The following is a 3,477-nucleotide window of genomic DNA, read 5'->3' as shown; positions in this document are numbered from 1 at the left end:
GCCGACGCGGTCGGCGTTCTGGCCGAACGCAACGTCACCGCCTTCGTCGAAATCGGCCCCGACGGAGTGCTCACCGCGCTGGCCCAGGAGGCACTGGACGACGCGCCCTTCGTACGGCCGCTGCTGCGGCGGGACCAGCCCGAATGCGCCTCCGTCGTCCGGGCGGTCACCGACCTGCACGACCTCGGCGTACCGGTGGACTGGCGGGCCTTCTTCTCCGGCACCGGTGCGCGCCGCACCGACCTGCCCACCTACGCCTTCCAGCACCGGCGGTACTGGCTGGACGCAGGAGAGGACACCGCCGACGCGAGCACCTGGGGACTGAGCCCGACCGGCCACCCCTTCCTCGGCGTCGCCGTGCCCCTCGCCCGGAAGGACGGCGCGGTGTTCAACGGCATGCTGTCACCGCGACGCACGCCGTGGCCGGCCGGCCACCTGTCCGGCGACACCACCGTGCTGCCCACCGCGGTCCTGGTGGAACTCGCGGTCCGGGCCGGTGACGAGTTCGGCTGCGACGTACTGCGCGAACTCACCGTCACCGCACCCCTGACGGTGCCCGCCGAGAGCACCGTCCACCTCCAGGTCGCCGTCGGCGCGGCCGACGGAGACGGCGACCGCCCGGTCACCGTGTTCGCCCGCCACGCGGACGGCCCGTGGGAGGAACTCGCCGGGGGAACGCTCGGGACGGAACCCGCACCCGGCACACCGGCCACCGGGACCGTCTCCCACGAGATCGAACTCCCCGAGGAACTCCGCGAGGAGGCGGCCGCCTTCGAACTGCACCCGGTCCTGCTGGACGCGGCCGTCGGCACCCCCTCGGACGAGCCCGCCCCGGGCCATGTCACGGTGGCGGCCGAGTGGCGCGGGGTCCGCCTCCACGCGGCCGGCGCCACGGCGGCGCGGGTGGAGCGCACCGACGCCGGCGACGGCAGCCTGGCGCTGCGGCTGACCGACCCCGCCGGCGAGCTCGTCGCCACCGTGGACTCGGTCGCGTTCCGGGACCTCCCCGACACGCTGTTCGCCCGCGCCGGGAGCGAAACCGGCACGGCGGGCGGCGAACCGGTCAAGGCGCCCGTGCGGCGCCGCGCCGGGACGCGGACCGAGCCGGTCCGGTCGCTCGCGGAGCGGCTGGCCGGGCTCAGCGAGACCCAGCGGTACGACCTCGTGTCCGAGGTGGTGCGCGATACGATGGCCGCGGTCCTCGGGCACACCGACCCCGCCGCCATCGACGAGGAACGCTCCTTCCAGGAGCTGGGCTTCGACTCCCTGACGGCCGTCGACCTGCGCAACCGGCTCCGCCACGCCACCGGACTCGGTCTGGCCGCCACCGCGGTCTTCGACCACCCGACACCGGGCGCGCTGACCACCCACATGCTGGCGCAACTCGCTCCGCCGGCCACCCCGGGCACCGAGGACACCACGGTGGCCCTCGAACTCGACCGGCTGGAAGCCGTCCTGGGCTCGCTCCCGCCGGAGAGCGACGACCACGCCGCCGTGGCGGAGCGGCTGCAGTCCCTGCTGTCCCGGCTGCACATCCCGGGGCCGCAGGCGGTGGACCGGCGTCCCGCGGAGATCGAAACCGCCTCGGCGGACGAGATCTTCGACTTCATCGACAACGAACTCGGCCGTACGTCCGGCTGACCAGTCACACCTATTCGGTTCCGAGGAGATGTGGGTGTCCCATGGCTGACCCAGACAAGGAAGAGAAGCTCGTCGAGTACCTCAAATGGGTGACGGCCGATCTTCAGAAGACCCGGCGGAAGCTGGCCGAGCTGGAAGCGAGCACCACCGAGCCGATCGCGATCGTGGGCATGGCCTGCCGCTACCCGGGCGGGGTCGCCTCCCCCGGGGACCTGTGGCGGCTGGTAGCCGACGAGGTGGACGCGATCTCGCCGTGGCCCACGGACCGCGGCTGGGACGTCGAGGGGCTGTACGACCCCGAGCCCGGCACACCGGGTACCTCCTACGTCAGGGAGGGCGGCTTCCTCGACGGCGCGACCCGGTTCGACGCGGAGTTCTTCGGCATCTCACCGCGCGAGGCCCTGGCGATGGACCCCCAGCAGCGGGTGCTCCTGGAGACCGCGTGGGAGACCTTCGAACAGGCGGGCATCGATCCCGCGCCGCTCAAGGGCAGCGACACCGGTGTCTTCGTCGGCGTGGTGGAGGAGAGCTACCTGGGCCTCGACGCCCCCGTGGAACTCCAAGGCCACCTGATGACCGGCAAGCTGAGCAGCGTGGCCTCCGGACGCATCGCCTACACCTTCGGGTTCGAGGGCCCGGCGGTGTCGGTCGACACCGCGTGCTCCTCCTCCCTCGTGGCACTGCACCTCGCGGTGCAGTCGCTGCGGACCGGCGAGTGCGACCTGGCCCTGGCCGGCGGCGCCACGGTCAACGGCGACCCCGGCGGCTACGTCGACTTCTCCCGGCAGCGGGGCCTGGCGCCGGACGGGCGGATCAAGTCCTTCTCGGCGGCGGCGGACGGAACCGCCTGGTCGGAGGGTGTGGGTCTGCTGCTGGTGGAGCGGCTGTCGGACGCGCGGCGCAACGGGCACCGGGTGCTGGCCGTCATCCGGGGTTCCGCCGTCAACCAGGACGGTGCCTCCAACGGGCTGACGGCCCCCAACGGCCCGGCGCAGGAACGGGTGATCCGCCAGGCCCTGGCCAACGCCGGTCTCACCCCCGCCGACATCGACGCCGTCGAGGCCCACGGCACCGGCACCCGCCTCGGCGACCCCATCGAGGCCCAGGCACTCATCGCCACCTACGGCCAGGACCGCCCCGCCGGCCACCCCCTCCACCTCGGCTCCCTGAAGTCCAACATCGGCCACACCGTCGCGGCGGCCGGGGTGGGCGGAGTGATCAAGATGGTGCAGGCCATGCACCACGGCGTCCTGCCCCGCACCCTCCACATCGACGAACCCACCCCGTTCGTCGACTGGGACTCCGGCGCGGTCCGCCTGCTCACCGAGGCCACCGAGTGGCCCGGCAAGGAAGACGGCGGACCCCGCCGCGCCGCCGTCTCCGCCTTCGGCGTGAGCGGCACCAACGCGCACGTCATCCTGGAACAGGCACCCCTGCCCACCGACGACGACGGCGACGACGGTGGCGAGACCGAGGGCGCGACCGTCGGTGCCGCGGTGCCGTCGAGCCTGCCGTGGCTGCTGTCGGCCAAGTCGCCCGAGGCGCTGGCGGGGCAGGCCCGAAAGCTCCTCACGTACCTGGAGGACCACCCGGACACGACCGCCCTGGACGTCGCCTACTCGCTGGCGGCCACCCGCAGCGCGCTCGACCACCGTGCCGTCCTCGTGGCCCCGGCCCACACCCTGCCGCGCGAACAGCTCCAGGCCCTCGCCGACGGCACCCCCGCACCCGACACCGTGCTCACGACGGCGGACTCCCGACGGGGCAAGGTCGCCTTCCTGTTTACGGGGCAGGGGGCTCAGCGGGTGTCGATGGGGCGGGAGTTGTATGGGGTGT

At 73.4% G+C, this 3,477-nt stretch carries 2 protein-coding genes; both read left to right on the top strand.

The genetic code is table 11. The features are described 5' to 3' along the window. Positions 1-1,641, top strand: a 1,641-nt coding sequence (locus ABD350_RS10715; protein WP_344347653.1) for a phosphopantetheine-binding protein, incomplete at its 5' end; no start/stop codon positions are given. 41 nt (positions 1,642-1,682) lie between these two features. After that, on the top strand, positions 1,683-3,477 hold a 1,795-nt coding region (locus ABD350_RS10710), incomplete at its 3' end, for a type I polyketide synthase (protein ID WP_344347652.1).

The organism is Streptomyces nogalater (assembly GCF_039532885.1).
In the GTDB taxonomy this organism is placed as follows: domain Bacteria; phylum Actinomycetota; class Actinomycetes; order Streptomycetales; family Streptomycetaceae; genus Streptomyces; species Streptomyces nogalater.
The sequence above is the reverse complement of the archived record's forward strand: the minus strand, read 5'-3'. Positions and strand labels throughout refer to the sequence as shown.